Genomic DNA, 23,082 nt, shown 5'->3' with positions numbered 1-23,082 from the left:
ACTACATTCTCCCGGTGGGCGGGTTGAACCGGCTCGAGGGCCGCAGCAGCAGCCAGGTGAAGAGGCTCGACGCCGCGGTGCACGACCACAGCAGGAAGAAGCCGAGGGTGTAGGCGCTGCCGCGGCTGATCTCCAGCTCCGGCCAGACCAGGTCGCGCAGCGCCAGCGGATCGAAATGCGCGAACACCGCGGCGGTGGCGACGCCGGCGGCGAAGAAGCTCGGCCAGAGGATCGCGCCCAGCCGCTGCGCGAGCGGCCGTGGCGGATGGTCGATGACCGGTTCGGCGCGGAGTTTCACCGTACCGATTCTCCCCCCGCGGCCGCGCTGCCGCCAGCCTCGCGACGCGCCGCGTCGGAGATCGACCACACATAGGCGGCGACCAGGCGCGAGCGGGTTTCGCCGAGGATCGGCAGGTGCGCCGGCATCATGCCGTTGCGGCCGGCGATGACGCCCTCGCGGATCGTCTCGAAGTCGCCGCCGTAGAGCCACACGCCATCGGTCAGGTTCGGTGCGCCGAGGGCCTCGTTGCCGCGCCCGTCGGCGCCGTGGCAGGCGGCGCAGACGCCGGCGAAGCGGGCCCTGCCGGCACCCGCGAGTGCCGGATCGGCGCGCAGGCCGGACAGGCTCTGCACGTAGGCGGCGACTTCCGAGATGCCGACCTCGCCGCCCATCGCCGCGCCGAGCGCCGGCATCGCCGCCTGGCGGCCGTGCAGCACGGTGGTGAGGATCTGCTCGGGGCTGCCGCCCCATTGCCAGTCCGCGTCGGTGAGGTTGGGGAAGCCGCGCGCGCCGCGCCCGTCGGCGCCGTGGCATTGCGCGCAGGTGTTGGCGAAGATGCGCGCGCCGAAGCCGACCGCCTGTTCGTCGCGCGCGATCTCGTCGATGCCCATGCCGTCGAAGCGACTGAACGCCTCCGCGAGGCGCGCGTCGGCTTCCGACTTGGCGCGGTCGTGTTCGCCCGCCGAGGTCCAGCCGGCCGTGCCGGCGAAACCGCCGAGGCCCGGGAACCAGATCAGGTAGCCGATCGCGAACACGATCGTGATGTAGAACAGGTTGATCCACCAGCGCGGCAGCGGCTTGTTGTATTCGCGGATGTCGCCGTCCCACACATGCCCGGTGGTCTCGGTGTGCTTGCCGTCCTTCGGCGGGCGCGAGGTCCACCACAGCAGCCAGGCGGCGCCGAGGATGTTCGCCGCCACGATCAGGATCACGTAGATCGACCAGCCCTTGCTCATTTGTCCTTCCCGTCCTGTTCGCGCGCGTCGTCCTCTTCGAGCGGCAGCCGTGCCGCCTCGTCGAACTCGCGCTTGCGCCTGCTGCTCATCGCCCATGCGACGCCGCCGAGGAAGGCGGCCATCGCGACCAGCGTCACGATCCCGGTGAGCACGCCGTCAGCCCTTCGGCGCCCAGCGGCCGAGGCCCTGCAGGTACGCGACCAGTGCGTCCAGCTCCGTCTTGCCCTGGACCGCGTCGCCCGCCGCCTCGATCTCCTCGTCGGTGTACGGGTCGCCCAGCCGCTGCAGCGCGCGCATGCGGGCGCGCAGTTCGGCGACGTCGATGCGGGTCTCGGCGAGCGCCGGGTAGCCGGGCATGTTCGACTCCGGCACCACGTCGCGCGGATTGATCAGGTGCACGCGGTGCCAGTCGTCGGAATAGCGGCCGCCGACCCGCGCCAGGTCCGGGCCGGTGCGCTTGCTGCCCCACTGGTGCGGGCGGTCGTACACCGACTCGCCGGCGAGCGAGTAGTGGCCGTAGCGCTCGGTCTCGAAGCGCAGCGTGCGCACCATCTGCGAGTGGCAGTTGTAGCAGCCCTCGCGGACGTAGACGTCGCGGCCGGCCAGCTCCAGCGCCGGATAGGGCTTCTGCCCCGGCAGCGGCTCGATCGCCTCGGCCTGGTAGATCAGCGGCAGGATCTCGGCGAGGCCGCCGAAGCTGATCACCGCGGCGATCGCCAGCGCCATGATCCCGATGTTCTTCTCGAGTTTCTCGTGCCCGCTCATGGCGTCGCTCCTTCGGCGTGGTCGACGGCCGGCGCGATCACCGGCACCGCGGCGCGGCTGCCCGCCTGCCACGTCTTCCACATGTTCCAGACCATCAGCAGCATGCCCGCCAGCACCAGCAGGCCGCCGCAGAGCCGGCCCAGGTAGTACGGGTACGTGGAGTTCAGCGCCTCGACGAACGCATAGGTCAGCGTGCCGTCGGGGTTGGTGGCGCGCCACATCAGGCCCTGCATGACGCCGGCGATCCACATCGAGGCGATGTACAGCACCACGCCGACCGTGTGGATCCAGAAATGCCAGTCCACCGCCTTCGTCGAATGCATCGCCGGCGCGCCGAACAGGCGCGGGAACAGCGCGTACAGCGAGCCTACGGTGATCATCGCGATCCAGCCCAGCGCGCCGGCGTGCACGTGGCCGACGGTCCAGTCGGTGTAGTGGCTCAGCGAGTTGACGGTCTTGATCGACATCATCGGCCCCTCGAACGTGGCGATCATGTAGAACGAGATCGCGACGATGAGGAACTTCAGGATCGGGTCCGTGCGCAGCTTGTGCCACACGCCGGTCAGCGTGAGGATGCCGTTGAGCGCGCCGCCCCAGCTCGGCGCCAGCAGGATCAGCGAGAACACCATGCCCACCGACTGCACCCAGTCCGGCAGCGCGGTGTAGAGCAGGTGGTGCGGGCCGGCCCACATGTAGATGCCGATCAGCGCCCAGAAATGCACGATCGACAGGCGGTAGGAGTAGATCGGCCGCTGCACCTGCTTCGGCACGAAGTAGTACATCATCCCGAGGAAGCCGGTGGTCAGCAGGAAGCCGACGGCGTTGTGGCCGTACCACCACTGCACGAGCGCGTCGACCGCGCCGCTGTAGATCGGGTAGGACTTCCACAGCGAGGCCGGCATCACCAGGTTGTTGCCGATGTGCAGGACCGCGATCGCGATGATGAAGGCGCCGTAGAACCAGTTCGCGACGTAGATGTGCGGGATCCGCCGCTTGACGATGGTCCCGAAGAACACGACGGCGTAGGCGACCCACACCACCGTGATCAGGATGTCGATCGGCCACTCGAGCTCGGCGTATTCCTTGCTCTGGGTGATGCCCAGCGGCAGCGTGATGACCGCCGCCACGAGCACCGCCTGCCAGCCCCAGAACGTGAAGGCCGCCAGCCTGTCGGAGAACAGGCGCACGTGGCACGTGCGCTGCACCACGTAGTAACTGGTCGCCATCAGCGCGGTGGCGCCGAACGCGAAGATCACGCCATTGGTGTGCAGCGGCCGCAGCCGGCCGTAGCTCAGCCACGGGATGTCGAAGTTCAGGGCCGGCCAGTACAGCTGGGCGGCGATGAAGACGCCGACGGCCATGCCGATGACGCCCCAGATGACCGTGGCGACGGCCATCTGCGTGACGACCTTGTCGTTGTAACTTTCCGTACTCGTGGACATGCGCGGTTCCCTGCGTTCACGGCGCCCATTGTCGGCCAGCCGGGGCGCTCCCGGCTTTGACATGCGTCAATCGGCCAGCGCGGCCTTCACGGCGGCGAGAAAGGCCGGGTCGGGCACCGACCCGAGCGTTTCGGTGCGCGCCAGCACCCGGCCCTCGCCGTCGACCAGCACGAGCGCCGAGGTGTGGTTGAACTCGCCGTCGGCCAGCGCGCGATAGCGCACGCCCAGCACCGCGGCGAGGCGGCGCACGCCGGCCGCGTCGGTGCGGGCGAGCGTCCAGCGGGCCGGATCGAGCCGGCGCCGGTCGGCGACCGACTTCAGCGCCGCGGTGTCGTCGCGGTCGGGGTCCAGGCTGACCAGCAGGAAGCCGAGGCGGGCGCGTTCGGCGTCGGTCAGCGCGTGCTCGACGCCCTTCGCGCTGTCGATGATCAGCGGGCATACGTAGCGGCACGAGGTGTAGAAGAGGCTGACGACGCGGACCTTGCCGCGGCCGTCGGCGAGCAGGAACTCCCGCCCGGCCTGGTCGCTGTAGGTGTCGCCGAGGCGATACGCCGACTCCGGCGGCAGGTCGGCCGGGACGGCGCGCTCCGCCGCCGCGGCGGGTACCGGAAGCATCGCGAGCACGGCGGCGACGGCCAGCGCGCGGAGGAACGGGTTCATCGGGCGGCTCCTGGGGGCAGGTCGCGGGCGCAGCGGAAGCCGAGATTGCCGGTGGTGTCGTCGCCTTCGAGCGAAGACAGGAGCGCGACGCGCATCAGGATCGCGTAGTTGTCGCGGTCCTCCATCGACAGCGCGCCGGCGCCGCAGAAACGCATCGCGTCGGAGACGTCCTGCTCGCGGCTGTCGGTGGAGACCAGCATCGCCGACCAGTCCTCGGTCCACTCCCAGACCAGCCCGTGCACGTCCTGCAGGCCGTAGACGTTGCGCTCGCCGCCGACCTCGGGAAGCGGGCGGTTCGACGGCACCGAATACCAGGCCAGGATCCGCTCGCGCCATGCCGGGTCGGCGCGGGCGTCGCGGCGGGTGGCGTCGGCCGCGGCCACGTATTCCCATTCCGACCACGTCGGCAGGCGCGCACCCTGCGATTCGCAGTAGGCCTGCGCGGCGAACCAGCTCACGTGCACGACCGGCTGCGCGGGCTTGACGCTGCCCAGGCTCAGCGGCCCGGACCAGTGCTGCAGGTAGCGCGCCTCGGCGAACACCGCCGGCGCGACGCCGCGCCGCCATTGCGGATTGCGGGTGACGAACGCGAGGAACTCGCCGTTGGTCACCGGGCGGCGCTGCATCTGGAACGCGTCGACGGCGACCGGACCGGTGATGTCCTCGTAGCGGAGCGCGGACGGGAAGGAGCCGGCGGGGATCGTGACCCAGTCCGATGGCGTGGCGGCCGGGGTTGCGGGCGCCGGGGTCGGGGGATTCGCGCCTGAAGGCGCTCCTACAGACAGGGTGGGCGCCGCCGCGAGGCCGAGGGCCAGCGCGGCGGCGAGCGTCACCGGGAGCGCGGCCGCGCGCATGTCAGTGCGCGGCGCCTTCCGAGCGCGGCGTGCCGGCGCGGACGCGGGCGACGTCTTCCTTGCTGACCACGCCGCCGGGGTTGTCCCAGCTGTTGAGCACGTAGGTCAGGATGTTGGCGACCTCGTCGTCGGTCAGCTGGCTCATCGGCGGCATGACCGAGTTGTAGTCCTGGCCGTTCACCGTGACCGGCCCGCTCAGGCCGTTGAGCACGACGGCGATGAGCTCGTCGTGGCTGCGCGTCAGGTAGTCGGACTTCGCCAGCGGCGGGAACACGCCGGCCAGGCCGGCGCCGTTGCCCTGGTGGCAGGTGGAGCAGGTGCCGGCGTACAGCGCCTGGCCCGCGGCCGCCTGTTCCTGCGGCGTCAGCGTGCCGGCCGCGGCCGCGGCGGCGGCTTCGGCCACCGGCGCGCGGCTGGCGCCGGCGTCGCCCAGGTAGGTCTCGTCGACTTCCTTGCCGGTGTAGATCGACAGGTTCTCCGGGCCCTCGACCTGCAGGATCGCCAGCGCGCCCTTGTTGAACGCGCGGAACAGCGAGTGGTCGACCAGCACGTAGCTGCCCGGCACCTCGGTGTGGAACTCCATCATCGCGGCGCCGCCGGCGGGGATCAGCGTGGTCTGCACGTTCTCCTGGTAGCGCGTGCCGCCCTCGTACCAGACCTTGTCGAAGATCTCGCCGATCACGTGGAAGCTCGACACCAGGTTCGGACCGCCGTTGCCGACGTACATGCGCACGGTCTCGTCGACCTTCGCGCGCAGCGCGTTGTCGCCGGTGAGCGCGCCTTCGCTGCCGTTGAACAGCACGTAGGTCGCGTTCTCGTCGATCGCCCGCTGCATGTCGAACGGCGCGTAGCCCTTCTCGCGGTACTTGGTGGTCGTGTAGAAGTCGCCCTGCATCACGTAGAACTCGCGGTCGACTTCCGGCAGCCCCTCCGGCGGTTCGACCAGGATCAGGCCGTACATGCCGTTGGCGACGTGCATGCCGACCGGCGCGGTCGCGCAGTGGTAGACGTACAGGCCCGCGTTGAGCGCCTTGAACGTGAACTGCGAGCTGTGGCCGGGCGCCGTGAATGTCGACGAGGCGCCGCCACCGGGGCCGGTGACGCCGTGCAGGTCGATGTTGTGCGGCATCTTCGAGTCGGGGTGGTTGTTGAGGTGGAACTCCACCGTGTCGCCCTGGCGCACGCGGATGAAGCTGCCCGGCACGGTGCCGCCGAACGTCCAGAAGGTGTAGGTGACGCCTTCGGAGATCTCGAGGTCGACCTCTCGCACCTCGAGGTTGACGACGACCTTCGCCGGGTAGTCGCGGCCAGTCGCCGGCGGCACCAGCGGCGGGCTGGTCAGGATCGCCTCGATCGGTTCGCCCTGGGGCGGCCCGAAATCGCCGGCGCGGGAACCGCCGGTGTCACCGCCGGCGGCGGCCGCGGCGTCGGCACGCGCGGCGTCGCGGGCATCGAGCGCGGCATTCGGGTTGTCGCGGCCGCAACCGGCAGCGAGCAGGGACAGGAAGGCGAGGGCCAACAGACTGCGCTTCATGCGGATTCTCCGGACGGTCGATACTGCGTCGGGGGAAGGATCGAACGCGACGGCGTCGGCCGTGTTGACCCACGTCAAGCAAGCGGTGATCCCGAGTCTGCCCGCACTCGTCGCGAAGGGGAAGCTGTTCATCGATCCCGAACGGGAAACGACGCGGGCGGACTGAGCCCCGTGCGCGGCACACCCGGCGGCAGTCCCGTGTCGAACTGCCGCCGCAGTGCGGCCCGCGCAGCCGCGACATCGATGCCGCGTGCCGCGAGCCACGCCGCGTCGAACAGCGTCTCCGCATAGCGCTCGCCGCCGTCGCCGAGCAGGCCGACGATGCTGCCGCCGGTGCCGGCGGCGTGCATCCCGCGCGCCAGGCGGAGGCAGGCCAGCAGCACCGTGCCGGAACTTCCTCCGTAGCGGCGCCCGAGCCGTTCGCCGAGCAGCCAGGCGCCGGCGATCGAGTCGGCGTCGTCGACCTCGTCGACGGCATCGACGACGTCGTACAGGAAGCCCGGCTCCGCGCGCGGGCGACCGATGCCTTCGATCACCGTCGCGGCGCTCGCGCGGGCATCCGGATCGCGCCGCCGCCAGCCTTCGGCGAACGCACCGCCGCGTGGTTCGGCGACGCACAGTCGCGTGCGGGTCCCGCGCAGGCGCAGATAGCGCCCGATCGTCGCGGAGGTGCCGCCGGTGCCGGCGCCGCAGACGATCCACGCCGGCTCCGGATGCGGCTCGCGGGCCATCTGGGCGAGGATCGACTCGGCGATGTTGTTGTTGCCGCGCCAGTCGGTGGCGCGTTCGGCGAGCCCGAACTGGTCGAGGAAGCACAGGTCGTCGGCGGCGGCGCGCGCCCGCGCGACCGCGCGGCAGTCGGCGCCGACCGGCGCGAGCACCGCGTCCGCGCCGTAATCGCGCAGCAGCCGCACTTTCGCCGGCGCGGTGGTCTCCGGCATCACCGCGGTGAAGCGCAGCCCGAGCAGGCGCGCGAACCACGCTTCGGAAATCGCGGTGCTGCCCGACGAGGCGTCGATGGTGCCCTGGCCTTCGCGAAGCCGCCCGTTGCACAGCGCGTACAGGAACAGCGAGCGTGCGAGCCGGTGCTTGAGGCTGCCGGTGGGGTGCGAAGACTCGTCCTTGAAATACAGGTCGATACCGGGAAAGGCGGGCAGCCCGAGCTGCAGCAGATGCGTGTCGGCCGAACGCGCGGCCTCGCGGGCCAGCGTGGCGACGGCGGCCGCGCTCCAGGCGCGCGCGCTCACGCGAGGGCCTCGCACGGCGCCGGCACGCACGGGCGCGGGCCGGGCGGGGGCCGGATCGCCGGATCCATCAGGACATCCCCGCGAAGACGCCGAGCGGGTGGTGCGCACGCGCCACCGAGTACATGAAACCGAACACCAGCAGCGCGGCGACGTAGCAGGCCGCCTGCACCCTGCGCGTGCGCCCGCGCTTGAGCGCGAAGGTCCCGAGCACGATGTAGATCACCAGCGCGGTCAGTTTCACGCCCAGCCACGGCACCACGAACGGGTTGAGCTTGAGCGCGGTCAGCAGCATCAGCGCCGCGGTCAGCAGCGTGGTGTCGATCGCGTAGCTGAGCCAGCGCACCGGCGTCGCCATCGCCGCGCGCACGCCGGCGAGCACGAGCGCGCCGCGCAGCGCGAACAGGCCGCCGCTGGCGAGCGCCATCGCGATGTGGACCATCTTGATCTGCAGGTAGAACGCGAGCATCGGAAGATCCTCAACCGGGTTTGCCGTCGGCGCGCGGCGTCGCGTAGATCCACAGCGATCGCACCACCCACGGCAGGAAGACGAGCAGCCAGCCGGCGCCGGCGGCGATGAACCAGGGCGACGGGTTCGCGAACAGTTCCGAAACCACGCGCACGACCGCGACCAGCTGCATGCCGGCGAACGCCAGCGCCGGGATCGTGCCCAGCACCAGCGGCCGCCCGGAGTGGCCCTGGGTCACGCGCGTCACCATCGCCACCAGCAGGCTGCCGAAGAAGCCGACCGACAGCGCGTGCACCGGGCCGCGCCCGAGCAGGTATTCGCCGCTCGCCATGAACCAGGCGGACTGGCCGGCGTACAGCGCCAGCGCGAGCGGCAGCCAGGCGTAGCCGATGAACAGCACGCGCAGCAGCGGCGGCGCCTTACCGCGCGGCCACCAGCGCCACAGCGCCAGTGTCGTCAGCGCCAGCATCGGCAGGTCGACCAGCCACAGGTACGGGTGCAGGTGGGCGAGCTCGAGCGCCAAGTGCGCGATCCACAGCGGCCACATCGCGCCCAGCAGCCACAGCGGCCGCCAAGCGCGGTAGCCGGGCACGACGTTGCCGGCGAAGAACGGGAACATCCGGTGGGCGACCGTCGCATACACCGGCACCAGCAGGCCGAAGGTGCCGATCTTGAGCATCGCGAAACCCAGCTTCGGGTTGCCGGTGTGCAGGAAGACCGCGAAGCACAGCAGCCCGGCCAGGCCGAACACCAGCGCCGCGAAGCAGGAGATCGCGTGCCAGTTCGGCTCGCGCGCGCGCAGCAGCCAGCCGGCTAGCACCGCCATCGCCGCGATCCAGCCGGCGCAGGTGTTGATCACGCCGAAGTGCAGCAGCGCCGGGATGTCGGCGGCGACGCCGGCCAGCGTCAGCGCCTGCCCGAGCAGCAGCCCCAGCCCGACCGGGAGGTAGTGCCAGCGGCCGGCTTCGGTGAGGCCCATCCAGCGCGGGAAGACGGTGAGCAGGAAACCGAAGATGAAGGTGGGCAGCACCTGGTACTGCATCACGAACGCGTGCACCCAGCCGGCCGGTGTCGCGATCGGCGGCGCCTTGCCGGCGAGCCAGGCGGTCCACCAGGCCATCGCGGCGAGCACGTTCGCGGCACCGACGAAGAACATCAGCCGGTGTGGGGCCGCGCCCATGATCGCGAGCGGAAAGGGAGCAGGTATGCGTTTGGCGTCCATGGCGGGCAGGTTAGGTGGCCCGCCGTGGACGCGCCTTGATGCAGGTCAGGCGCGGCGGGCTCAGCCGCCGCAGCCGCCGCAGCAGACGGACGGTTGGGTTTCGACACCGTCGGGCGTGACCGGAACGCCCAGGGCATGCAGCAGTCCGGCCAGCGCGAGGGACGACATCGCGGCGTTGATGCGCAGTCGCCCGATGACCGCGTCGTGGTCGACGATCGCGGCGGGATCGAACCCCTGCAGTGCCGCGGCGAGACGGTCCAGGTCCACCGGCGTGCGGGGCGGGAGGGTGATGCGGTATTCCATGGTCAGGCCTCCATCGCCACGGCAGCCTTCGCCGGCACCGGAGCCGCGGCCGGCACGATCGCCGCCGGCACGGGCTCCGATGTCGGCCGGATCCACAGGCGCAGCACGAACCACGCGATCGCGAGCGCGCCGATGCTGAAGATCGTGTCGCCCGGCACGCGCATCCACACCAGCAGGTCGATGACCGGCTGCTGCATGAACTCCGCCGAGCGCGCGTACCAGTAGCCTTCGCCGATCGCGGCATTCAGCTGCAGGATGCCGATCGGCAGCAGCGTGCAGACCGCCATCAGCGTCAGGCCGATGTTCAGCGCCCAGAAACCGGTGCGCAGCGGTGCCTCGGGCCAGATCGCCTGCGGCTTGATGCCGCGCAGGCAGAACAGCATCAGGCCGATGCCCAGCATCCCGTACACGCCGAACAGCGCGGTGTGGCCGTGCAGCGGCGTCAGGTTCAGGCCCTGCATGTAGTACAGCGGCAGCGGCGGGTTGATCAGGAAACCGAACAGGCCGGCGCCGACCAGGTTCCAGAACGCGACCGCGACGAAGAACAGGATCGGCCACTTGTACTTCTGCATCCACGGCGTGGCGCGGCCGAGCTTGTACGTGTGGTACGCCTCGAAGCCGACGTAGGCCAGCGGCACCACTTCCAGCGCCGAGAACGAGGCGCCGATCGCGATCACCGCCGTCGGCGTGCCGGTGAAGTACAGGTGGTGCAGGGTGCCGAGTACGCCGCCGGCCATGAACACGATCGTCGCGAACAGCACCGCGACGGTCGCCGTCAGGGTGCGGATCAGGCCCAGCTTCGTGAACAGGAAGGCGATGACCGCGGTCGCGAACACCTCGAAGAAGCCCTCGACCCACAGGTGCACGACCCACCAGCGCCAGTACTCGACCATGGACAGATGCGTGTGCTCGCCCCACATCAGGCCGGCGCCGTAGAACAGGCCGATCGCGACGGTGGAGAGGAACAGCAGCGTGGTGATCGACTTCGACTCGCCGCCGGCACGGATCGCCGGGACCAGGCAGCGCCCGACCAGCGTCAGCCAGATGCCGAGGCCGGCGAACAGGAACCACTGCCAGAAGCGGCCCAGGTCGACGTACTCCCAGCCCTGGTGGCCCCACCAGAAGTTGTGCTCGAGGCCCAGCTTCTGCATCACCGCGAACCACTGGCCGGCGAACGAGCCGACCACGATCACGATCAGGCACACCCAGAGCACGTTGACCCCGAGCGCCTGGTATTTCGGCTCGTGGCCGCTGATCGCCGGGCCGATGTACAGGCCCATGCCCAGCCACGCGGTCGCGATCCACAGCACCGCCAGCTGCGTGTGCCAGGTGCGCGTGAGCGAGTACGGCAGGATGTCGCTGAGCGCGAAGCCGTACGCCTCCTGGCCCTCGACCTGGTAGTGCGCGGTGATCGCGCCGAGCAGGATCTGGCACAGGAACAGCGCGACGACGACCCAAAAGTACTTCGCGGTGGCCTTCATCGACGGCGTCACGACCACCTTCGCGAGCGGATCGCTCGCCGGCAGCAGCGGCCGCTCACCGTCGCCGTGCGACACCGCGTAGTGCCAGCCCAGCAGCGCGATGCCGGCGAGCAGGAACAGGACGCTGAACACCGTCCACATCAGCAGGCCCGACGGCGGCGTGTTGCCCACCAGCGGGTCGTGCGGCCAGTTGTTGGTGTAGGTGATGTCCTTGCCGGGCCGTTCGGTGACCGCGGTCCACGCGGTCCACCAGTAGAACGCCGTCATCTGCCGGCGATGCTCCGCGTCCGCGACAGTGCCGTCGCGCATCGCATAGGCCTCGCGCAGGTCCTTCGTCGCCGGATCGTTGCTGAACAGGCTCTGGTAATGCGCCGACACGTTCGCGATCGCCTGCGCGCGCTCCGGCGTGATCGTGATCGTGCCGGTGGCCTCGTCGAAGGTGTTCGCGCGCAGGTCGGCCTGCAGCTGCGCCTGAAGCGCGCCCTGTTCGGCCGGGCCCAGGCTGGCGTAGTCGGGCGCCCGGTTGTCGATGCGCGCGCGGCGGTCGAGCAGGTCGACGGCTTCGCGGTGCAGCCAGTCGGCGGTCCAGTCGGGCGCGACGTAGCCGCCATGGCCCCAGATCGAGCCCAGTTGCTGGCCGCCGATCGACTGCCATACCTGCCGCCCGGTCTGGATGTCGTCGCGGGTGAAGACGACCTGGCCGTCGGTGGTGACCACCCGTTCGGGGATCGGCGGCATGACGCGGTGGATCTCGCCGCCGACCCACAGCAGCACGGCGAACGAGGCGACCAGCAGGGCTCCCAGGCCCAGCCAGAGCTTCCGTGTAGTACTCATCGAACGTCTCCCATGACGATGCGTCGCCATGGTCCGCGCGCGCCGCGCGACACTCCCTGACCTGGATCAAGCGGAATCGCGTGGGCGTCCGGATCCCGCAGCGCCCGCGCCGATGCCGGCCTAGTCCCTGAGGACCGCCTTCGCCAGCCCGGCGAGCCGCGCCGGATCGAGGATCTCGAGCTCGCGGCGGTCGACCCCGACCAGGCCCTCGGACTGGAAGCGGCGCAGCACCCGGCTGACGGTCTCGGGCGCGAGGCGCAGGTAGTTCGCCATGTCGGTGCGCGACATCGTCAGGTGCAGGCGCGTGGCGGAGAACCCGCGCCGCTCGAAACGGCGCGACAACGCCACCAGGAAGGCCGCCATCCGCTCGTCGGCGCTGAAATCGCCCGACAGCAGCGCCGCCTTGCCGATGTCCTGGCTGAGCAACCGGAAGAGCTGCGCCTGCAGCCCCGGCATGCGCGTCGCCAGCAGCGCCATCTTCGGGAACGAGAAGCGGCAGAGCATCACCGTGTCGAGCGCCACCGCGTTGCAGGGATAGCGCGACGCGTGGATCGCGTCGAGGCCGATCACCTCGCCCGGCAGATGGAAGCCGAGCACCTGCTCGCGCCCTTCGGCGTCGAGCACGTAGGTCTTCACCGTTCCCGCGCGCACCGCCGCGATCGCGTTGAACTCGTCGCCTTCGCGGAACAGGTGCATGCCCTCGTGGAAGGGGCCGACGTGTTCGACCAGCACGTGCAGTTCGGCCAGCGACGACTTGTCGTAGCCCTGCGACAGGCAGGCGTCGGAGAACGCGCAGGTGCTGCAGAAACGCAGCTCGTCGCCGTCGTCGGCGATCGGCGAGGGCCGGGGCCGTCGTGCCGGCGTGCTCACGCGGATGCCCCTTGAGCGCTCAGATCGCCTTCGAATAGCGGCCGGCGGATTCGCCCTGGTGCAGGTAGCGGTCGAAGCATGCGGCGATGATACGCAGCAGCAGGCGACCACGCGAGGTCGCGGTGATCGCCTCCGGCGTGACCTCGACCAGGCCATCGGCGACCAGCGCCCGCACGCGGTCGAGCTCGGCAGGGAAGGTCGCCGCGAAGTCGATGTCGTGCCGGCGCTCGACGTCGGCGATGTCGATCCGGGCCGAGCACATCAGCTGCTGGATGATGTCGCCGCGCAGGACGTCGTCGGCGTCGAGCTGCATGCCACGCCAGGTCGGCAGCCTGCCGGCGTCGATGGCGATCTCCCACGCGGGGAGGTCGCGCGGATTCTGGCTGAAGGTCTCTGCCACGTGGCTGATCGCGCTCACGCCCATGCCGACCAGGTCGCAGTCGGCATGCGTGGTGTAGCCCATGAAGTTGCGGTGCAGGCCGCCGGCCGCCTGCGCGCGCGCCAGGTCGTCCTCCGGCAGCGCGAAGTGGTCCATGCCGATGTGCACGTAGCCGGCGGCGCCGAGCTTGTCGATCGCCAGCTGCAGCAGCGCCAGCTTGTCCTCGGGGGCCGGCAGCTGCGCCTCGTCGATCTGCTTCTGCGGACGGAACAGCTGCGGCATGTGCGCGTAGCCGTAGATCGCCAGCCGGTCGGGACGGGCCGCGGTGACGATGTCCAGCGTGCGCTCGAAGCCGGCGAGCGTCTGCTTCGGCAGGCCGTAGATGAGATCCACGTTGACCGAGCGGAAACCGTGCGCGCGGCAGTCGTCGATGACCTTCATCGTCTCGGCGACGCTCTGGATGCGGTTCACCGCCGCCTGCACCGCCGGGTCGAAGTCCTGCACGCCGAGGCTGGCGCGGTTGAAGCCCATGAAGCCCAGCGCGGCGACGGCACCGTCGGCGACGAAGCGCGGGTCGAGCTCGATCGAGAAGTCGCGCTCGGGCGAGCTGCTGAAGCGGAAGTGGGTGGCGAGGCTTTCGAGGAATTCGCCGATCTGGTCGGCGGTGAGGAAGTTCGGGGTGCCGCCGCCCAGGTGGATCTGGATCACCTCGCGGTCGCGCGCGAACAGCGGCCCGAGCAGCGACGCCTCGCGCACCAGCCGCTGCAGGTACGGCGCGGCGCGCCCGTGGTCGCGGGTGATGATGCGGTTGCAGCCGCAGTAGAAGCAGGGGCTGAAGCAGAACGGCACGTGCGCGTAGAGCGACAGGCGGCGCGGGATCGGGTCGTCGTTGCTCGCGCGCGCGGCACGGACGAACTCCGCCTCGCCGAAGCCGGGCGCGAACTGCGGCGCGGTCGGGTACGAGGTGTAGCGCGGACCCGGGCGGTCGTAGCGGCGCAGCAGTTCGGCGTCGAAGGACGGAATCGCGTTCATGGCCGGCATCCTGCCGGGCGGCCGGCGGCGATGCCTTGACGCCGGTCAAGCCCGCGACGGTCACATCCGGCGGCCCGGGACTGTCCGCGTGGAGCCCGGGTCGGCGTTCGACCCGGTTTTCACCACGATGATGCGCCGCAACAGGCCTCGAGGAGCCTCCCGCCCATGAAGACCGCTTTCCGCTTCGCCGCCGTCACGCTCGCCCTGGCCGCCGGCACCGCCGCCGCCGACTGCGCACCGCTCGGCACCCTGCCGGGCTACGAGCCCGACTCGGAGACGAAGTACGCCTGGCACCGCAACACCTTCCGCGTGGCCGATGCCGACGGCAGCGTGCGCGAGCAACCGGTCGCCGGCCGCTACTGCGAGGCCACCTACATCTTCCAGGGCGACACGCCGATGAGCGCGCTGGAGATCCAGTACAACTATCGCGAGCAGCTCGCGGCGCTCGGTGCGACGGTCGCGTTCGCCGAAGGCAACGACACCCACGCCTGGTTCGACCGCGACGGCACCCGGCACTGGGTCCACGTCTACAGCGACGACCACCGCATCGACATCGTCGTGGTCGACGTCGCGCCGCACCGCCCGACGCTGACCGCGCCGTGCGCCGACGACCACCGCCTGTTCGGGCACATGCCCGGCTTCGTCGCCGAGGAACCGGAGCGGCGGAATTTCGACGAGGCGGAGTTCCGCAGCTTCGACGCCGACGGCGGCTTCACCGGAATCACCGCGCAGGGCGCGAAGTACCACGCCCGCTTCGTGCTCGCCGACGGCGGCCAGCCGGTGGGCTGGCCCGACGTCATCGAGAATTTCCGTCATGCCGTGCTGGCGCGGGGCGGCGAGATCGTGCACGACGGGGAGGAGAACAACCTCACCGCCCGGCTGATGCACGAGGGCCAGCTGGTGTGGGTCGGCGTGTATTCCGAGGACCGGATGTACGAGCTGACGGTGATCGAGGAGAAGCCGTTCGCCTCCAGCCTGCTGCCGCCGGAACCCGACGCGCTGCGCGCCGCGCTCGATGCCGAGGGCCGGGTGGCGCTGTACGTGAACTTCGACTTCGGCAAGGCGACGCTGCGCCCGGATGCCGCGCCCGTGCTCGACCGGGTGCAGGCGCTCATGCAGGCCGACCCGGCGCTGGCGCTGTCGATCGAGGGCCACACCGACGACATCGGCGGCGACGCGGCGAACCTGGCGCTGTCGCGGGCACGCGCGGCGGCGGTGGTCGCGGCGCTGGTCGGGCGCGGCATCGACGCCGGGCGGCTGGCGAGCGACGGCCACGGCGAGGGCCGGCCGCTGGTCGCGAACACCGATTCGGCGAGCCGGGCGAAGAACCGCCGCGTCGAGCTGGTCAAGCGCTGAGCGCGACGGGCGCCGCGCGCGTCAGATCCAGCGCGCGCGGCGCAGCACCACGAACAGCACCGCCATCACCGCGATCGTGACGCCGATCAGGATCGGGTAGCTCCAGCGCCCCGCGAGTTCAGGCATGTGCGGGAAGTTCATGCCGTACCAGCTGGCGATCAGGGTCGGCGCCGCGAGCAGGCCGGCCCAGCCGGCGAGGCGCTTGACGATCTCGCCCTGGGCCACGGTGACCAGGGCGAGGTTCACGTTCATCGCCGCGGTGAGCATCTCGCGCAGGGTGTCGACCGCGTCGTTCACCCGCAGCACGTGGTCGTAGACGTCGCGGAAGTACAGCCGCATGTCCTCGCCGATCAGCGCGACGTGGACGCGGGTGAGCTGGCCGGTGATGTCTTGCAGCGGCGTCACCGCCAGCCGCATGCGGGTGAGTTCGCGCTTGAGGTCGTAGAGCTCGCGCACGGTCTCGCGGCGGAACGTCTCCTCGAAGATGTCCTGCTCCAGGCCCTCGAGCCGCGCGCCGAACACGTCGACGATCGGCAGGTAGTTGTCGACGATGAAGTCGAGCACCGCGTAGAGCGCGTAGCCGGGACCGAGCGCGGTCGCCGCGGCGTCGCGTTCCAGGCGTGCCCGCACCGGCGCGTAGCTGAGCGACGCGCCGTGCCGCAGCGTCACCAGGTAGCGCGGGCCGACGAACAGATGCGTCTCGCCGAAGCGGATGCGGCCGTCGACGACCTGCGCGGTGTGCGCGACGATGAACAGCGAATCGCCGTAGGCCTCGATCTTCGGCCGCTGGTGCGCGTGCCGCGCGTCCTCGACCGCGAGGTCGTGCAGGCAGAACTCCTCCTGCAGCTTGCCGAGCAGGTCGGCCGGCGGATTGAACAGCCCGACCCAGACGAAGCTGCCGTCGTCGACGGCGAGCACGTCGCTGATCTCGTCCAGCGGAATCACCCGCTTGCTGCCGTCGCGCCAGTAGGCGACGCAGTTCACCACCGGGGACGGGGTCTGGTCCATGCGTGGATCTTCCGGGGGGAGTGCGCCTTCGGCAAGCGAGTAACGAGTGGAGAGTAACGAGCAACGAGGGAAGACCCGCGCGCAGCGCGCGCTTTCACTCGTTGCTCGTTACTCTCCACTCGTTTCCCGCTTCGGATCGAAGGTTTTCAGCAGCGCCCAATGCACCGGCAGCAACAGCAGCACCCAGTCCGTGTTCTGCTGGTCGAGGAAGGGCAGGAACTTCAGGAAGCCGGCCAGCGCCGCCATGCCGGCGACGGTCCACAGCAGCGGCCGGAACCACGCCCCCGGCGTGCGGCCGCGCAGCTTCGCCCATGCCGCCGGCAGCAGGCCCAGGGCCAGCGGGCTCAGCAGCAGCAGGTTCTGGTTGGCGTGCCCGGCGACATGATCGGAGCCGAACCACAGGAAGCCCATCAGCACGCCGCACAGGCCGGCGAACAGCCAGAACAGGCCGGCGCCGAGGCCGAGCAGGCGCGGCGCCCGGCGCGCGCTCCAGAACACCACGGCGGCGATCGCGATGCCGAGCAGGAGCGCCGGCAGGCGCCAGCGCGGCGCGGCGTCCGGCGGCTGGCCCAGCCGATGCGGCAGCAGCACTTCCTCGGACGCCACCAGCGGTCGCCCGTCGGCGAGGGTGATCCGGCGCAGGTCGTCGCGCAGGCGCATCGGCACGAACGCCTCGTCCCAGCGCGACAGTGGCTGGTCCGCCCAGCCGGCGAGGCCGAGGTGGAAACCCAGCGCCATCCACGGCGCCGGCGCCGCCAGCCGCACGGCCTCGCTGCGCCAGGTGTCGCCCTGCGAGCGCGGCACCAGCTGCCGGTGCAGGGCGCCTTCGAGCGCGAAATCGATGCCGTCGCGCACCTTCGTCGAGCAGTTGCTGGTGAAGTACTCGTAGCGGTAGCGCGATTCCGGCCCGGTGGCCTGGTCGTGCAGGCGCGCGGCGAGGGCGGCGGCACGTTCCGGCGGCAGGTCCAGCCACTGCATCGTCGCGCCGCGGCCGACCTCGGCGTAGTAGCGCAGGTCGCGTTCCAGCGGCAGCGCGACCAGCCGGTACACCATCCGGCCGCGGGCGAAATTCCAGACGAAGCCTTCCTCGTCGAGGTCGAAGTAGCCGTAGTTGTAGGACACCGGCCCGGCCGCGGCGGGGTCGTCGACGACGATCGCGTTGTGGCCGAAGCGCTCGAAGAAGATCTCGCCCGGCTCCATCGTCAGGATGCCGATGCGCAGGCCGCGCGCCTGCGGCGGCGCGGCCTGCGTGCCGTCGTCCTGCCCCGTGGCCGCCGGCACGGGGGCGTCCTGCACCGGCGCGCCGGCCGCGCGCGCGACCGCGGTGCCCAGCAGCAGCCACGCGGCCAGCAGCCAGGCCGCCACCGCGGCGGCGCGGGGCGGGCTCATCCGGGAACGGAAGCGGCCGCGGGCCTCACTCGCCCGCATGGACGCTGACGATGAAGGTGTGCACGCGGCGGCGGTCGGCGCGGCAGACGCGGAAGTGGAAACGCCCCAGCGCCAGCTCCTCGCCGGCGGCCGGCAAGTGGCCGATCGCCGAGGTGACCAGGCCGCCGATCGTGTCGTACTCGTCGTCGGGGAAGTCGGCGCCGAAGCGCTCGTTGAAGTCGTCGATCGGGGTCAGCGCGTCGACCATGAACTGGCCGTCGGCCTGGGCGGCGATCAGCTTGGCCTCGTCGAGGTCGTCGTGCTCGTCGTCGATCTCGCCGACGATCTGTTCGAGCACGTCCTCGATCGTGACCAGGCCGGCGACGCCGCCGTGTTCGTCGACGACGATCGCCATGTGGTTGCGCGACAGGCGGAACTCGCGCAGCAGCACGTTCAGGCGCTTGGATTCGGGGATCAGCACCGCCGGGCGCAGCAGCTCGCGCACGCTGCCGGGGCCGCCGTCGGACACCAGGCCGCGCAGCAGGTCCTTGGCGAGCAGGATGCCGAGGATCTCGTCGCGGTCCTCGCCGTGCACCGGGAAGCGCGAGTGCCCGGACTCCACCACCATCTTCGTCAGGTCGAGGAAGCGCGCGTCGATCGGCAGCGACACCATCTGCGAGCGCGGCACCATGATGTCGCCGACCTGCTGTTCGGAGACGGACAGGGCGCCCTCGAGCATCTTCAGGGTGTCGGCCTCGAGCAGGCCGTTGGTCTGCGCGTCGCGCAGGATCTCGATCAGGTCGGCGCGGGTCTGCGGTTCACCGGAAAACGCCAGGCTGAGGCGTTCGAGCCACGAGCGGCGTTCCGGCGCGGTGGTACTTGGCGAGTCCTCTGACATGCGGGCTAGCGTCTCGTGACGGGGAGTCGATTCTACACGGCCAACCTCCACCCGCCCCCAAAACCCGCCCCCCTGCCTCTGTAGGAGCGGCTTCAGCCGCGATCCCGGAGGGACCCGGAACGAATGGGAGGAAGGCATCGCGGCTGAAGCCGCTCCTACAGAGGCAGGGGGGGCTGCGGGGTCAGTAGGGATCGGGGAGGCCGAGTTCGGCCAGGATCTCGCGCTCCATCTGCTCCATCGCCTCCGCCTCGCGTTCGTCCTCGTGGTCGAGGCCGAGCAGGTGCAGGACGCCGTGCACGGTCAGGTGGGCGTAGTGGGCCTGCAGGGGCTTGCCCTGTTCGGCGGCTTCGCGGGCGACGACCGGGGCGCAGATCACCAGGTCGCCGAGCAGCGGCAGCTGCACGCCTTCGGGCAGTTCGGCCGGGAAGCTCAGCACATTGGTCGCATAGTCCTTGCCGCGGTAGTGGCGGTTGAGGGCGCGGCCTTCCTTCTCGTCGACGACCCGGATCGCCAGGTCGGCGCGCTTGATGCGGCCCTTCGTCGCCGCGGCGACCCAGCGGCGGAAGCTGGCGGAGGCCGGCACCCCGGCGCGGCCGCAGCCGTAGCTCACCGACACGTCCAGCTGCAGCGGCCAGCGGCTCATTCCTGGGACTCCTTGCCGTCGCGGGCATCGTAGGCGCGGACGATGCGCGCGACCAGCGGGTGGCGCACGACATCGCGGGCGTCGAAGAAGGTGAAGCTGATGCCCTCGACCCCGCGCAGCACGTCGATGGCGTCGCGCAGGCCGGACTTCTGGTGCTTCGGCAGGTCGATCTGGCTGAGGTCGCCGGTGATCACCGCGGTCGAGCCGAAGCCGATCCGGGTCAGGAACATCTTCATCTGCTCGATGGTGGTGTTCTGCGCCTCGTCGAGGATCACGAACGCGTCGTTGAGCGTGCGCCCGCGCATGTAGGCCAGCGGCGCGATCTCGATGACGTTGCGCTCGAGCAGCTTGGCGACCTTCTCGACGCCGAGCATCTCGTACAGCGCGTCGTACAGCGGCCGCAGGTAGGGATCGACCTTCTGGCTGAGGTCGCCGGGCAGGAAGCCCAGCTTCTCCCCGGCCTCGACCGCCGGACGCACCAGCAGCAGCCGCTGCACCCGGCTCTCGTTGAGCGCATCGACCGCCATCGCCACCGCGAGGAAGGTCTTGCCGGTACCGGCCGGGCCGACGCCGAAGTTGATGTCGTTCTGCGAGATCGCGTGCAGGTACTTCGCCTGGTTGGCGCCGCGGCCACGCACGGTGCCGCGCTTGACCCGGACCGTCACCTCCTGCGGCGCGAAGTCGTCGTCGCCGGCGATGCGCTCCAGGCTCGCACTGCCGAGGCGCAGGTGGATGCGGTGCGGGTCCAGGGTCTCGCCGGCGGCGTCCTCGTAGAGCGCGCGCAGCAGCTTCTCGGTGGCGTCGACGGCTTTGCCATCGCCGGTGACGCGGAACACATGTCCGCGATTGGCGATCTCGACACCGAGCCGCAGTTCGATCTGCCGCAGATGTTCGTCGAAGGGGCCGGCGAGGTTCGCCAGCCGTTCGTTGTCCTCGGGTTCGAGCACGAAATCCCGGTGCGCCGCGTGCTTCGTCATCGTTGCTCCGATTCCCGGTCTGCGGGATTACGCGGCGACGGCCTCGTCGACCGTCACCACCTCGCCGCGCAGTGAGTTTGTCCTCACCTCGGTGATGCGCAGGTCGACGAACCGGCCGATCAGGCGGGGATTGCCGGGGAAGTTCACGTTGCGCATGTTCTCGGTCTTGCCGGTCAGCTCGTCCGGGTTGCGCGCGCTCGGGCCTTCGACCAGCACCCGCTGCACCGTGCCCAGCATCGCCTCGGAAATCCGCCGCGCATTGGCATTGATCGCCGCCTGCAGACGCTGCAGGCGCGCGAACGCGACCTCGTGCGGCACTTCGTCGTGCAGGTTCGCGGCCGGCGTGCCGGGACGGCGCGAGTAGGCGAAGGAGAAGCTCTGGTCGAAGCCGACTTCCTCGATCAGCTTCATCGTCTGCTCGAAGTCGCGCTCGGTTTCGCCGGGGAAACCGACGATGAAGTCCGAGCTGATGACGATGTCGGGCTTCGCGGCGCGCAGCTTGCGGATGCGCGCCTTGTACTCGAGCGCGGTGTGGTTGCGCTTCATCGCCGCGAGGATGCGGTCGCTGCCCGACTGCACCGGCAGGTGCAGGAACGCCGCCAGCTGCGGCACGTCGCGGTGCGCCTCGATCAGCGCGTCGGAGAACTCCAGCGGATGCGAGGTCGTGTAGCGGATGCGGCCGACGCCCTCGATCGTGGCGATCGCGCGGATCAGCGTGGCGAGGTCGGCGATCTCCGGGCCGTCGCCGATGCGGCCGCGGTAGGCGTTGACGTTCTGCCCGAGCAGGTGGATCTCCCGGACCCGCTGGGCGGCGAGCTGGGCGACCTCCAGCAGCACGTCGTCGAACGGCCGCGAGACTTCCTCGCCGCGGGTGTAGGGCACCACGCAGAAGCTGCAGTACTTGCTGCAGCCTTCGATGATCGACACGAAGGCGGTCGGGCCCTCGGCACGCGGTTCCGGCATGCGGTCGAACTTCTCGATTTCCGGGAAGCTGACGTCGACCTGCGGGCGGCCGCTCTCGCGCCGGGCCTCGATCAGGTCGGGCAGGCGGTGCAGGGTCTGCGGACCGAACACGAGATCGACGAAGGGCGCTCGCTTCAGGATGGCCTCGCCCTCCTGGCTGGCGACGCAGCCGCCGACGCCGATCAGCACCGGCCTGTCCTTCTTCAGCTGCTTCCAGCGGCCGAGCTGGGAAAACACCTTCTCCTGCGCCTTCTCGCGGATCGAGCAGGTGTTGACCAGGATGACGTCGGCCTCGGTCTCGTCCTGCGTCAGTTCCAGGCCTTGTTCGGCGGCGAGCACGTCGGCCATGCGGGCCGAGTCGTACTCGTTCATCTGGCAGCCGTGGGTCTTGATGAACAGCTTGCCCCGGGCAGGGGCGGGGGCGGGCGGGTTCCCGGGCATCGCGGCGCTTAATCCGTTCCGGAAGGGGCCGACATTCTAGGCCCCGGCCCGGACAGCGGCCACCGATCCTTCACCCGGCCTTGTCTTTCACGGGGCTAGGGGCGTACAAGTCGCGCCCATGGGGATGACGAAGCCGGTTCTGGCCTGCCTGGTGCTCGCGGCTGCGTCCGTGGGCACGCCCGCGGCCGCCGGCACGCTCTACAAGTGCGTCGGTGCCGACGGGGTGCCGAACTACACCGGGGCGAAGCTCCCCGGCGCGCACTGCACGGTCGTCGCCAACTACTCCGCTGCCGACGCCCGCCCACGTGGCGCCGCGCCGGCGCCGCGGCCGACGCCTCCCGCCACGGCCGGTGGCGGCGGCGGTAGTGGCGCCGCCGCGGCGGCCGTTCCGGCCTCGCGGGTGGAATTCCGTACCGCCAGTCCCGGCCAGGCGCTGCCGGCCGCGGCCGGTGGCGGCCGGGTGACCCGGGGCGCCATCTACCGCTACGAGCGCGACGGCGTCACCCACTATACGAATGTCCGCCCGGCGGGCGGGGCCGGGGCCCAGCTGCTCTTCAGCTACCTGGAGACCTGCTACGCCTGCGGCGCCCTGCCCGGGGTGGACTTCTCGAACGTCGCCCTGAACCTGGACGCCTACGCCGAGGAAGTGCGGGCGGCGGCCGCCGAGTTCGGGGTCGACGAGGCGGTGGTGCGGGCGGTGATCCACGCCGAGTCCGCCTTTCGCGCCAATGCGGTCTCGCATGCCGGCGCCCAGGGCCTGATGCAGCTGATCCCGGCGACCGCCACCCGTTTCGGGGTCGCCGACGTGTTCGACGCCCAGCAGAACATCCGCGGCGGCGTGCAGTACCTGGCCTGGCTGCTCAACCGTTTCAACGGTGACCTGACCCTGGCCGCCGCCGGCTACAACGCCGGCGAAGGCGCGGTCGACCGCTACGGCGGGGTGCCGCCGTACGCCGAGACCCAGCGTTACGTCCAGCGCGTCGGCGTGCTCGCCGAGCGCTATCGCGGCGCCATCGCGAGCCGCTGATCCCTCTTCCGGAAGGGCGAGGCGCGCGTTGTCCGCGCCGCGCCCACTCCGCTACAATGCGCGTCTTTGCAGGGCC

General features: G+C 70.6%; 23 protein-coding genes. 2 read left to right on the top strand and 21 right to left on the bottom strand.

All coding sequences use genetic code 11. From position 1 onward, the window contains the following. Position 1 precedes the first annotated feature (1 nt). The 15 genes from K311_RS18375 to hemN form a co-directional block, all read right to left on the bottom strand. On the bottom strand, positions 2-298 hold the full coding sequence (locus K311_RS18375; RefSeq protein WP_043797118.1) for a hypothetical protein: 297 nt from the start codon (positions 296-298) through the stop codon (positions 2-4). After that, the gene (gene ccoP / locus K311_RS0107460; RefSeq protein WP_026816787.1) at positions 295-1,236 is read right to left on the bottom strand and encodes a cytochrome-c oxidase, cbb3-type subunit III; all 942 of its coding nucleotides are present in this window, start codon (positions 1,234-1,236) and stop codon (positions 295-297) included. The genes K311_RS18375 and ccoP overlap by 4 nt, the downstream gene beginning before the upstream one ends. Beyond that, the gene (locus K311_RS18110) at positions 1,233-1,388 is read right to left on the bottom strand and encodes a cbb3-type cytochrome oxidase subunit 3 (RefSeq protein ID WP_211223636.1); all 156 of its coding nucleotides are present in this window, start codon (positions 1,386-1,388) and stop codon (positions 1,233-1,235) included. Before K311_RS18110 ends, ccoP begins: the two co-directional genes overlap by 4 nt. 4 nt (positions 1,389-1,392) lie before the next feature. Further along, the gene (gene ccoO, locus K311_RS0107450) at positions 1,393-2,001 is read right to left on the bottom strand and encodes a cytochrome-c oxidase, cbb3-type subunit II (protein WP_026816786.1); all 609 of its coding nucleotides are present in this window, start codon (positions 1,999-2,001) and stop codon (positions 1,393-1,395) included. Next, positions 1,998-3,443, bottom strand: a complete 1,446-nt coding sequence (ccoN, locus tag K311_RS0107445) for a cytochrome-c oxidase, cbb3-type subunit I (RefSeq protein WP_026816785.1) — start codon at positions 3,441-3,443, stop codon at positions 1,998-2,000. Before ccoN ends, ccoO begins: the two co-directional genes overlap by 4 nt. A gap of 66 nt (positions 3,444-3,509) precedes the next feature. Beyond that, positions 3,510-4,103: an SCO family protein gene (locus K311_RS0107440; protein ID WP_026816784.1), complete on the bottom strand. Its 594-nt coding sequence runs from the start codon at positions 4,101-4,103 to the stop codon at positions 3,510-3,512. Next, entirely contained in the window at positions 4,100-4,957 is an 858-nt protein-coding gene (locus K311_RS0107435; protein ID WP_026816783.1) for a formylglycine-generating enzyme family protein, read from the bottom strand. Before K311_RS0107435 ends, K311_RS0107440 begins: the two co-directional genes overlap by 4 nt. A gap of 1 nt (position 4,958) precedes the next feature. Next, positions 4,959-6,491, bottom strand: a complete 1,533-nt coding sequence (nirK, locus tag K311_RS0107430) for a copper-containing nitrite reductase (RefSeq protein WP_026816782.1) — start codon at positions 6,489-6,491, stop codon at positions 4,959-4,961. 128 nt (positions 6,492-6,619) lie between these two features. Beyond that, positions 6,620-7,738 (bottom strand): PLP-dependent cysteine synthase family protein, encoded by a 1,119-nt coding sequence (locus tag K311_RS15935; protein ID WP_211223635.1) that lies wholly within the window; start codon positions 7,736-7,738, stop codon positions 6,620-6,622. A 67-nt stretch (positions 7,739-7,805) separates the two neighbouring features. After that, the gene (locus tag K311_RS0107420; RefSeq protein ID WP_026816781.1) at positions 7,806-8,204 is read right to left on the bottom strand and encodes a SirB2 family protein; all 399 of its coding nucleotides are present in this window, start codon (positions 8,202-8,204) and stop codon (positions 7,806-7,808) included. Positions 8,205-8,214: 10 nt separating this feature from the next. Continuing rightward, entirely contained in the window at positions 8,215-9,384 is a 1,170-nt protein-coding gene (locus K311_RS0107415) for an NnrS family protein (RefSeq protein WP_081683340.1), read from the bottom strand. A 102-nt stretch (positions 9,385-9,486) separates the two neighbouring features. Further along, complete coding sequence (locus K311_RS0107410; RefSeq protein WP_026816779.1) at positions 9,487-9,729, bottom strand: hypothetical protein; 243 nt, start codon at positions 9,727-9,729, stop codon at positions 9,487-9,489. 2 nt (positions 9,730-9,731) lie between these two features. Further along, positions 9,732-12,044 carry a nitric-oxide reductase large subunit gene (locus K311_RS0107405; RefSeq protein ID WP_026816778.1) on the bottom strand — a complete coding sequence of 771 codons (2,313 nt, stop codon included), beginning with the start codon at positions 12,042-12,044 and terminating at the stop codon, positions 9,732-9,734. A 120-nt stretch (positions 12,045-12,164) separates the two neighbouring features. Then, entirely contained in the window at positions 12,165-12,920 is a 756-nt protein-coding gene (locus tag K311_RS0107400) for a helix-turn-helix domain-containing protein (RefSeq protein WP_154659508.1), read from the bottom strand. Between the two features lie 13 nt (positions 12,921-12,933). Continuing rightward, positions 12,934-14,325 carry an oxygen-independent coproporphyrinogen III oxidase gene (gene hemN / locus K311_RS0107395; protein ID WP_425476574.1) on the bottom strand — a complete coding sequence of 464 codons (1,392 nt, stop codon included), beginning with the start codon at positions 14,323-14,325 and terminating at the stop codon, positions 12,934-12,936. Positions 14,326-14,490: 165 nt separating this feature from the next. Here hemN and K311_RS17620 point away from each other — a divergent pair, with 165 nt between their 5' ends. Continuing rightward, the gene (locus tag K311_RS17620) at positions 14,491-15,681 is read left to right on the top strand and encodes an OmpA family protein (protein WP_051239720.1); all 1,191 of its coding nucleotides are present in this window, start codon (positions 14,491-14,493) and stop codon (positions 15,679-15,681) included. A 21-nt stretch (positions 15,682-15,702) separates the two neighbouring features. On the opposite strand, the gene K311_RS0107385 is transcribed toward K311_RS17620, so the two are convergent. From K311_RS0107385 to miaB, 6 genes are all read right to left on the bottom strand, one after another. Continuing rightward, complete coding sequence (locus K311_RS0107385; protein ID WP_026816775.1) at positions 15,703-16,689, bottom strand: magnesium and cobalt transport protein CorA; 987 nt, start codon at positions 16,687-16,689, stop codon at positions 15,703-15,705. 108 nt (positions 16,690-16,797) lie between these two features. Next, the gene (locus K311_RS0107380) at positions 16,798-18,078 is read right to left on the bottom strand and encodes a lipoprotein N-acyltransferase Lnb domain-containing protein (RefSeq protein WP_026816774.1); all 1,281 of its coding nucleotides are present in this window, start codon (positions 18,076-18,078) and stop codon (positions 16,798-16,800) included. Between the two features lie 25 nt (positions 18,079-18,103). Continuing rightward, positions 18,104-18,955, bottom strand: a complete 852-nt coding sequence (locus tag K311_RS0107375; RefSeq protein WP_026816773.1) for a CorC family transporter — start codon at positions 18,953-18,955, stop codon at positions 18,104-18,106. 181 nt (positions 18,956-19,136) lie between these two features. Further along, positions 19,137-19,598, bottom strand: a complete 462-nt coding sequence (ybeY, locus tag K311_RS0107370) for an rRNA maturation RNase YbeY (protein ID WP_026816772.1) — start codon at positions 19,596-19,598, stop codon at positions 19,137-19,139. Further along, complete coding sequence (locus K311_RS0107365) at positions 19,595-20,575, bottom strand: PhoH family protein (RefSeq protein WP_026816771.1); 981 nt, start codon at positions 20,573-20,575, stop codon at positions 19,595-19,597. The genes ybeY and K311_RS0107365 overlap by 4 nt, the downstream gene beginning before the upstream one ends. Positions 20,576-20,602: 27 nt before the next feature. After that, positions 20,603-21,979 carry a tRNA (N6-isopentenyl adenosine(37)-C2)-methylthiotransferase MiaB gene (miaB, locus tag K311_RS0107360; RefSeq protein ID WP_026816770.1) on the bottom strand — a complete coding sequence of 459 codons (1,377 nt, stop codon included), beginning with the start codon at positions 21,977-21,979 and terminating at the stop codon, positions 20,603-20,605. A 118-nt stretch (positions 21,980-22,097) separates the two neighbouring features. On the opposite strand from miaB, the gene K311_RS0107355 reads away from it, so the two are divergent. Beyond that, positions 22,098-23,006, top strand: coding sequence for a lytic transglycosylase domain-containing protein (locus K311_RS0107355; RefSeq protein WP_026816769.1), 909 nt, complete (start codon positions 22,098-22,100; stop codon positions 23,004-23,006). Positions 23,007-23,082: the final 76 nt, after the last annotated feature.

Source organism: Arenimonas composti TR7-09 = DSM 18010, assembly GCF_000426365.1.
GTDB lineage: Bacteria > Pseudomonadota > Gammaproteobacteria > Xanthomonadales > Xanthomonadaceae > Arenimonas > Arenimonas composti.
The sequence above is the reverse complement of the archived record's forward strand: the minus strand, read 5'-3'. Positions and strand labels throughout refer to the sequence as shown.

Bases quoted from the DNA above. Each gene is read 5' to 3' on its own strand.
- K311_RS0107440 (WP_026816784.1), bottom strand. From the start codon at position 4,103: ATGAACCCGTTCCTCCGCGCGCTGGCCGTCGCCGCCGTGCTCGCGATG.
- ybeY (WP_026816772.1), bottom strand. From the start codon at position 19,598: ATGAGCCGCTGGCCGCTGCAGCTGGACGTGTCGGTGAGCTACGGCTGC.
- K311_RS0107380 (WP_026816774.1), bottom strand. From the start codon at position 18,078: ATGAGCCCGCCCCGCGCCGCCGCGGTGGCGGCCTGGCTGCTGGCCGCG.
- K311_RS0107420 (WP_026816781.1), bottom strand. From the start codon at position 8,204: ATGCTCGCGTTCTACCTGCAGATCAAGATGGTCCACATCGCGATGGCG.
- nirK (WP_026816782.1), bottom strand. From the start codon at position 6,491: ATGAAGCGCAGTCTGTTGGCCCTCGCCTTCCTGTCCCTGCTCGCTGCC.
- K311_RS0107405 (WP_026816778.1), bottom strand. From the start codon at position 12,044: ATGAGTACTACACGGAAGCTCTGGCTGGGCCTGGGAGCCCTGCTGGTC.
- ccoP (WP_026816787.1), bottom strand. From the start codon at position 1,236: ATGAGCAAGGGCTGGTCGATCTACGTGATCCTGATCGTGGCGGCGAAC.
- K311_RS0107385 (WP_026816775.1), bottom strand. From the start codon at position 16,689: ATGGACCAGACCCCGTCCCCGGTGGTGAACTGCGTCGCCTACTGGCGC.
- K311_RS17620 (WP_051239720.1), top strand. From the start codon at position 14,491: ATGAAGACCGCTTTCCGCTTCGCCGCCGTCACGCTCGCCCTGGCCGCC.
- K311_RS0107410 (WP_026816779.1), bottom strand. From the start codon at position 9,729: ATGGAATACCGCATCACCCTCCCGCCCCGCACGCCGGTGGACCTGGAC.
- hemN (WP_425476574.1), bottom strand. From the start codon at position 14,325: ATGAACGCGATTCCGTCCTTCGACGCCGAACTGCTGCGCCGCTACGAC.
- K311_RS0107365 (WP_026816771.1), bottom strand. From the start codon at position 20,575: ATGACGAAGCACGCGGCGCACCGGGATTTCGTGCTCGAACCCGAGGAC.
- ccoO (WP_026816786.1), bottom strand. From the start codon at position 2,001: ATGAGCGGGCACGAGAAACTCGAGAAGAACATCGGGATCATGGCGCTG.
- K311_RS0107375 (WP_026816773.1), bottom strand. From the start codon at position 18,955: ATGTCAGAGGACTCGCCAAGTACCACCGCGCCGGAACGCCGCTCGTGG.
- K311_RS0107355 (WP_026816769.1), top strand. From the start codon at position 22,098: ATGGGGATGACGAAGCCGGTTCTGGCCTGCCTGGTGCTCGCGGCTGCG.
- K311_RS0107415 (WP_081683340.1), bottom strand. From the start codon at position 9,384: ATGGGCGCGGCCCCACACCGGCTGATGTTCTTCGTCGGTGCCGCGAAC.
- ccoN (WP_026816785.1), bottom strand. From the start codon at position 3,443: ATGTCCACGAGTACGGAAAGTTACAACGACAAGGTCGTCACGCAGATG.
- K311_RS0107435 (WP_026816783.1), bottom strand. From the start codon at position 4,957: ATGCGCGCGGCCGCGCTCCCGGTGACGCTCGCCGCCGCGCTGGCCCTC.
- miaB (WP_026816770.1), bottom strand. From the start codon at position 21,979: ATGCCCGGGAACCCGCCCGCCCCCGCCCCTGCCCGGGGCAAGCTGTTC.